Raw genomic sequence first — 7,837 nt, forward strand, 5'->3', positions numbered from 1 at the left:
GTATCGCACAGATACACGTCGTACTCATGGGCACCGTGCACGCGGCGTCCCCCGTCACCAGGGCAGGAACACGTGGATGTCCTTGCCCCGGTCCTCGACGACGACGCTCACCTGACTGCACAGCGTGTGCACCAGGTGCCAGCCGATCCCGCCCCCGCCCGCACTCGGCTGGAAGGGCCGCGGCTCGGGCCGCGTGGTGCTGGTGTCGTGCATCGTCACGTGCACCCCGTCGAAGGTGCGGCGCATCCGCAGGCCGAAGGGTCCCGGGGCGTACTGGACGGCGTTGGCGGCCAGTTCCGTGACGACCAGCAGGATGTCGTCCCAGTACTCGGGCGTGCCGGGCGGCGCGTCCCGGGCGAGGGCGCCCAAAAACTCCTCCGCGGCGAGCCGCGCCCCGGTCACGTTGCGCAGCTCACCCGGGAAGGAGAACGCCCGCTCGGCCCACTCCTCCGGGGGCGGTGTGTCGTCGCCACGCGGCTCCGTCGCCATATCGCATTCCCCGGCCCTGTCCGGTCGGGGCCGGCGGCCCCTCGCGACCAGGGCGGTCGTCGTTGCTGATCACTCCACTGCTCGGGTTCCCCCAGCCGGGCCGGTTACCCGTCCACCAGGCCGCCTGGACTCCCTGCCCGCACCTCCTAGCGGAAGACGTTGTCCGAATCGTCCCAGTCGGCCGGCTCCTCGTGACCCGGCCGCCGTGCCGCGCGCGACCGGGCCTCGTACATCGCGTCGATCTCGGCGGCGTAGTGGCGCGCTATGGCGTCCCGGCGCAGCTTCATGGACGGTGTCAGCAGCCCGTTGTCCGGGGCGAACGGCTCCGGGAGGATGCGGTAGACCCTGATGGACTCCGAGCGGGACACCGCACTGTTGGCCGAGGCGACGGCCCGCGCGATCTCCTCCCTGAGCGCGTTCTCCTCCCGGGCCTCCCGGCTCGGGGACTCGGGCTGCAGGGCCAGGCCGGCCCGCCAGTGCGCGAGGAACTCCGGGTCCAGCGTGATCAGGGCCCCCACGCAGGGCCGGTCGTCGCCGACGACCACCGCCTGGTGCACCAGCGGATGCATGCGCAGCCGCTGCTCCAGCGGGGCCGGTGCCACGCTCTTGCCGCTGCTGGTGACGATCACGTCCTTCTTCCGGCCGGTGATCGTCAGATAGCCCTCGGAGTCCAGCCGTCCGATGTCCCCGGTGGCCAGCCAGCCGCCGTACAGCGTGGCCCGCGTCCGCGCCTCGTCGCCGACATAGCCCTGGAACACCGACGGGCCGCGCACGAAAATCTCGCCGTCGTCGGCCACCTGGACCTCGGTGCCCGGCAGCGGCCGGCCCACGGTCCCGGACTTCTCCCGGCCCAGCGGCTGCATGGTGATCCCGCCGGACGTCTCCGTCAGCCCGTAACCGTCGTGCAGGTACAGCCCGATGCCCTCGTAGAACAGGGACAGCTCCCGGCTGAGCGACGAGCCGCCCGAGGTGCCCCGTACGGCGCGCCCGCCGAGCGCGGCCCGCAGCCTGCGGTACACCGTCCGCTCGTACAGGGCGTGTTGCAGCCGCAGATCGAACCCGGGACCCGGCCCGAGGCCCAGCCGCCGGCGCTCCTCCGCCTCGGCGAAGTCCCGCGCGGTCTGCGCCGCCCGCTCGAACAGCGCACCCCGGCCCGCCTGCTGAGCGGTCCTCAGAAAGGTCTTGTACAGCTTCTCGAACACCGACGGCACGCCGTACAGGTACGTCGGCCGGAACGTCTGCAGCGCCGATGCGAGGGCCTGAGCCGTCATCTCCGGCTCGTGGGCCATCAGGACCCCGCCGCGCACGCACATCACCTGGACCATGAGTCCGTACACATGGGAGAAGGGCAGGAAGGCGAGCACCGACGGCTGTTCGCCCGGGGGTGCCGCGGTGTGCGCCCAGCCGGCGAGCAGGATGTCGACCGGGTGGGCCAGGCCGCGGTGGCTCAGTGCGCAGCCCAGCGGACGGCCAGTGGTGCCCGACGTGTAGGCGATGACCGCCGTCGCGTCCGGCAGCACGATCCGGCGCAGCGAGTCCACCGTGGTCAGCGGGACGAGCGCGCCCTGCTCGGCCAGCCGGGCCAGAGCGTCCGCGTCCAGCTGCCAGACGTGCTTCAGCCGCGGCAGCCCCGCACACACGGTGCCGACCGTCATGATGCCCTGCTCGTCCTCCACCACCACGGCCACGCAGTTGGCGTCCCGCAGGATCCACTCCACCTGGTCCCGTGAGGACGCCGGGTGGATCGGGACGACCTCCGCGCCGACGGTCCACAGCGCGTGGGCGAACACCGTCCACTCGTAACGTGTCCTCGCCATCAAGGCCACCCGGTGGCCCGGGGATATCCCCGAGGCGATCAGGCCCTTGGCCAGGTCGACCACTTCGTCCCGCAGCTCGACCGCCGTCATCTCCTCCCACACGCCGGGCGCCGCATCCGTGCGCCGCGCGAGGAGGGGCAGGGTCGGAGTGCGGTCCGCGGTCTCGAAGATGCTGTCGGCGAGCCCGCCGGTCAGCGGTAGCGGCGGTACGGCTGCTGGAGCGAGGGCGTCGTCGCGCATGCGCTGCTCCCGAGGTGTACGGAGGGTGACTCCGCCGGTCGGCTCAGTTGCCGGCGCGGTGCTCGAATGTAGCCCAGGCAAGCGGTTTCGGGGCCAGGAACAGGCAAGTCGTGATCCGCTGATGATCTGCGCGTGTCCAGAGGCCGTTGCGCACACGAGTCACCCGAACCAGGACCCCGGCGGACCGCCCCTCAGTCCTGGGTGTGCCGCACACAGGCGGTGACGACGTCCCGCAGGCTGCCGGTCCGGTCCATGAGCAGCCGCTGCTCGTGAGCGCCGTTGCCCCGGCGCAGCACCCTGGCGACGGCCTCCTCGGCGCCGGCCGCGTCACCACTGTCGGTGAGCGCGTCCCCGGTGTGCTCCAGCAGGGAGTACAGCACCTCCGCCGCCGGCCGGGGCAGCATGGTCACGGGGTCCAACAGGTCCTCGTCCAGACCGGACTGGGCGGCCTGCCAGGCGGCGAGCCTCAGCAGGCTCACACTGTGGTCGAGCGGTGGCAGGCCAGCCCGCCACTCACGGGCAGCCGTCTCCACCAGGGCGCGGGCCAGCGTGGCGATCAGGACGGTGGTGTCCGCGCGCAGACACACGTCCGCCACCCGGATCTCCACCGTCGGGTAGCTCGCGGACAGGCGTGCGTCGAAGTACAGCATCCCCCGGTCGAGGATGACCCCGCTGGCCACCATGTCCCGCGCCAGCCGGTGGTACCGCTCGGCGGAGCCGAACAGCTCGTTGGGCCCCGCCTGCGGCCAACGGCGCACCACCCGGCCGCGGTAGCTGACGTAGCCGGTGTCCCGGCCCTGCCAGAACGGCGAGTTGGCGCTCAGTGCCAGGAGCACCGGGAGCCACGGCCGGATCCGGTCGAGGACGGCGACGCCCTCCTCGTCGGACTCCACCGAAACATGCGCATGGCAGCCGCACACGAGCTGGTCCTGGGCGGTCATCCCGTACCGCCCGGCCATCCACTGGTAGCGCTCGTGCACGGTGAGCGAGGGGGTCACCGGCATCGGGTACGTGGCGAGCGCGGCGACCGCGCAGCCGATCTCGCCGGCCAGCCGGGACGCCTCCTTGCGGCAGCGCACGATCTCGGCGCCGAGGTCCGCCATGTCCGCCTGCGGATGCGTGGCGAACTCCAGCATCTGCCCGAACAACTCCTTCTGGAACACGTCCTGTCCGGGATCGTCCTGGGTGGCACGGGCGAGGAACACGGCCGCCAGCGGCTTCGGCTCCCCGCTGTCCGGGTCGACCAGAAGGAGTTCCTCCTCCACTCCGACAGTGCGCACGTGGGCCGCCCTTCTGTTGGTGACGAGGAGCAGTCGTAGGTCTGTACGACCCTGACTGCCCCCCGGAGCGGGCAGCCGACACCTGTGGGTTCAGCGCACGGGCGTCAACCAGACAGTCGCGAGCGGCGGAAGCGTGAGCCGGAGGAACCCGTCCTCGGGCTTGATCGCCCCCGGAGCGCCGACGCCGACCCCGCTGCCGCCGTAGCGCGCGTCGTCCGAGTTCAGCGCCTCCTGCCAGCCGGGGACCTCGTCAGGAACCCGGAGACGGTAGTCGGCACGGACCACGGGGGAGAGGTTCGACACCGCCAGCAAGGGTGATCCCTCGGTGTCGAACCGCAGGAACGCGAAGACATTGTCGTCCGCCGCGTCACACTGCACCCACCGGAAACCGCCCGGATCCGTGTCCCGCTGCCAGAGCGCCGGGGTGGCCCGGTACAGCGTGTTCAGGTCCCGCACGAGATGCTGTACGCCCCGGTGGTCCCCCGCGGAGTGGTAGTCCTCGTCCAGCAGCCACCACTCGGGGCCGTGTGCCTCGGACCACTCGGCGCCCTGGGCGAACTCCTGCCCCATGAACAGGAGTTGCTTGCCGGGGTGGGCCCACATGAAGCCGAAGTAGGCGCGGTGGTTGGCCCGCCGCTGCCACCAGTCGCCCGGCATCTTCGACACCAGGGCCTGCTTGCCGTGCACGACCTCGTCGTGGGAGATGGGGAGGACGTAGTTCTCGGTGTAGGCGTACACCATCGAGAACGTCATCTCGTTGTGGTGGTACTTGCGGTGCACCGGCTCGTGCTGGATGTACTCCAGCGAGTCGTGCATCCAGCCCATGTTCCACTTCAGCCCGAAGCCGAGCCCGCCACTGTCGGTCGGCCGGGTCACCCCGTCCCAGGCGGTGGACTCCTCGGCGATGGTGACCACGCCCGGGCAGCGCCGGTAGACGGTGGCGTTCATCTCCTGCAGGAAGGCCACCGCGTCCAGGTCCTCCCGCCCGCCGAAGACGTTCGGCGCCCACTGTCCGGAGTCCCGCGAGTAGTCGAGGTAGAGCATGGAGGCGACGGCGTCCACCCGCAGCCCGTCGATGTGGAACTCCTCGCACCAGAACACGGCGTTGGCGACGAGGAAGTTGCGCACCTCGGTCCGCCCGTAGTCGAACTCGTACGTGCCCCAGTCCGGATGCTCGGCCCGCCGCCAGTCCCCGGGCTCGTACAGCGGCTCACCGTCGAAGCGGGCCAGCGCCCAGTCGTCCTTGGGGAAGTGGGCCGGCACCCAGTCCATGATCACGCCGATGCCGGCCCGGTGCAGCGCGTCCACCAGGTACTTGAAGTCGTCGGGGGAGCCCAGGCGGGGCGTGGGCGCGTAGTAGGAGGTGACCTGGTAGCCCCAGGAGCCGCTGAAGGGATGCCCGGCGACCGGCATCAGCTCGACATGGGTGAATCCCATCTCCTTGACGTACGGAGGAAGTTCGTCCGCCAGCTGGCGGTACGTCAGTCCCGGGTGCCAGGAGGGCAGATGGACCTCGTACACCGAGAACGGCGCCTCGTGGACGGGCGTGTCGCCCCGGTGGGCCATCCATTCCGCGTCGCCCCACTCGTACCGCGAGACCGCTACGACCGAGGCGGTCGCGGGCGGAACCTCCGTACGGCGGGCCATCGGGTCCGCCTTCAGGAACCGGTCGCCGTGGCGCGAGGTGATCTCGAACTTGTACCGCGCGCCCTCGCCGATGCCGGGCACGAACAGTTCCCACACGCCCGACGCGCCGAGCGACCGCATCGGGTACTGCGTGCCGTCCCAGTACGTGAACTCGCCCGCGACCCGCACCCCCCGGGCGTTCGGCGCCCACACGGTGAAGCGGGTGCCCGCGACCCCCTGATGGGTCATCGGCTCGGCACCGAGCGCCCGCCACAGCTGCTCGTGCCTGCCCTCCCGGATCAGGTGCAGGTCCAGCTCGCCGAGAGCGGGCAGGAAACGGTACGGATCCTCCGTCTCCTGCTCACCGTCGTCGTACGTGACATGCAGCGTGTACGACGGGATCTCGTCGCACGGCAGCACGGCGGCGAACAGACCGCCGCCCTCCGACGCCAGCGCGCTGTGCATCCCGTCGACGACGACGCTGACCTTGCGGGCGTTCGGGCGCAGCGCCCGGAACAGCGTGCCGCCCGCCACCGGGTGGGCGCCCAGCAGGGCGTGCGGGTCGTGGTGCGCGCCGCCGAGCAGACGGTCGCGGTCGCCCTGGTCGAGCGGGACGGCCGCGGACGGAGCGGGTCCCGCCGGCCGCGGAAGTGCGGTGTCGTTCCGTGTCATGACGTCAGCCTCCCCACACTGCGAGCCGCTGGATCGCGGCCATCGGCACCGGAAGCCAGTCCGGACGGTGTCTCGCCTCGTACAGCACCTCGTACACCGCCCTGTCCGTCTCGTGCGCGCGCAGCAGCGCGTGCTTCTTGCGTGGATCCCACCCGGCGCGGGCCGCGTAGCCCGCGCAGAACGCCTCGCGGCAACGGCGTGCCCACTCCGGCCGCCAGGGGCGGCGCTGCCGGGCCGCGTAGTCGAAGGACCGCAGCATCCCGGCCACGTCCCGCACCGGGGACTGCGCGGCCCGCCGCTCGGCCAGCGGCCGCGACGGCTCGCCCTCGAAGTCGATGACGAACCAGTCGCGCCCCGCCTGCAGCACCTGCCCGAGGTGCAGGTCGCCGTGGATGCGCTGGGCCGGCGGCCCGGTGTCGCACGTGGCCAGGGCACCGAACGCGGCCCGCAGGCCCGGCACGAAGGGCCGCAGCGCGGGCACCGCGTGCGTGGCCGCGTCCAGCCGCGCGCACATCGCCTCCGCGGTACGGCCGTTCTCGCCCGGCCCGGCCGGCGGGAAGGCGTCGGCCAGCGCGAGGTGCACCTCGGCCATGGACCGGCCCAGCTCCCGGGCCTCGGCGGTGAAGTCGTCACCCGTGGCGAGCGCGCGCAGCGCCAGCGTCCAGCCGTCGGTGGCGTCCGGCAGGAACGGCTGCAGGACGCCCAGCGTGGCCGGGCTCGGAGCACTCGTGCTGAACCAGGCGACCGGAGCCGGTACCCGCGCACACCCCTGCTCGGCCAGCGCCCCCGGCACCTCTAGGTCAGGATTGACGCCCGGCTGGATGCGCCGGAAGAGCTTCAGGATGTACGCGTCGCCGTAGACGATCGACGAGTTGGACTGCTCGGCGTCCAGCAGCCGCGGCGGGAGGCCGCCGGGCAGATGGACGCCCGGGGCCTTCTCGAAGCACAGCGGACCGGAGGTGCCGGGCTGCCGCAGCCGCTCCAGGAGCAGATGGGCCGAGCGCGGGTCCTGCAGCGCGTCGTACACGGCGAGGCCGGCGAACGGACCCTCCTCGACACGGCCGACGTACGCCCGCTCCAGCCGCGGTGCGAGATGCTCGCGCACGCCCAGGAGCAGCTGGTAGCAGTCGCCGGGCGGCGGCGTGCCGCCGGGGGTGGGCACCGGCGCGTGCGAGGCGTGGACCAGCAGGTGCAGACATCCCGGGAACAGCTCGCTCATGGACAGCAGGGACAGATCGGTGACGGGCCGGTCCTTGCCCGCGAACCAGCGCTGCAGGGGCAGCCATTCGCGCAGCAGCCCGCTCAGCGAGGCCAGGGGCCGGTCCGTGCCGGCCGCGACTCTCGGCCGGGGGGTGATGGTCTTCGGCATGGTGACGCGTCCTTTCCTCGGCGCCGGTGCTCAGCGGCGGCCGATGCGGGATGCGACTCGGGTGAGCCGGAACCAGTAGAAGCCGTGGCCCGCCAGGGTCAGCAGGTAGGGCAGTTCACCGATGGCGGGGAAGCGCACGCCGCCGATCAGCTCGACGGGGTGCCGTCCGTCGTAGACGCGCAGATCGAGTTCCGTGGGCTGTGCGAAGCGGGAGAAGTTGTGCACGCACAGCACCAGGTCGTCGCCGTGTTCGCGGAGGAAGGCGAGGACGGCGGGGTTGGAGGACTGCAGTTCGGTGTAGGTGCCGAGTCCGAAGGCGGGGTTCTGCTTGCGGATCTCGATCA

Annotated in this window: 6 protein-coding genes; all 6 read right to left on the minus strand. The window is 71.9% G+C overall.

The annotated features are described in order from the left end of the window. Positions 1-54: 54 nt before the first annotated feature. Positions 55-489: an ATP-binding protein gene (locus FB157_RS20425; protein WP_145881719.1), complete on the minus strand. Its 435-nt coding sequence runs from the start codon at positions 487-489 to the stop codon at positions 55-57. Positions 490-635: 146 nt separating this feature from the next. After that, positions 636-2,546 (minus strand): long-chain fatty acid--CoA ligase, encoded by a 1,911-nt coding sequence (locus tag FB157_RS20430; RefSeq protein WP_145881721.1) that lies wholly within the window; start codon positions 2,544-2,546, stop codon positions 636-638. A 191-nt stretch (positions 2,547-2,737) separates the two neighbouring features. Further along, complete coding sequence (locus FB157_RS20435) at positions 2,738-3,826, minus strand: glutamate--cysteine ligase (RefSeq protein ID WP_145881723.1); 1,089 nt, start codon at positions 3,824-3,826, stop codon at positions 2,738-2,740. Positions 3,827-3,916: 90 nt separating this feature from the next. Further along, complete coding sequence (glgB, locus tag FB157_RS20440; protein WP_145881725.1) at positions 3,917-6,124, minus strand: 1,4-alpha-glucan branching enzyme; 2,208 nt, start codon at positions 6,122-6,124, stop codon at positions 3,917-3,919. 4 nt (positions 6,125-6,128) lie between these two features. Next, positions 6,129-7,493 (minus strand): maltokinase N-terminal cap-like domain-containing protein, encoded by a 1,365-nt coding sequence (locus tag FB157_RS20445; RefSeq protein ID WP_145881727.1) that lies wholly within the window; start codon positions 7,491-7,493, stop codon positions 6,129-6,131. 30 nt (positions 7,494-7,523) lie between these two features. Then, positions 7,524-7,837: alpha-glucosidase C-terminal domain-containing protein (locus tag FB157_RS20450; RefSeq protein ID WP_186581588.1), on the minus strand; the 314-nt coding region annotated here is incomplete at its 5' end.

Source organism: Streptomyces sp. BK340 (genome assembly GCF_007827595.1).
In the GTDB taxonomy this organism is placed as follows: Bacteria; Actinomycetota; Actinomycetes; order Streptomycetales; family Streptomycetaceae; genus Streptomyces.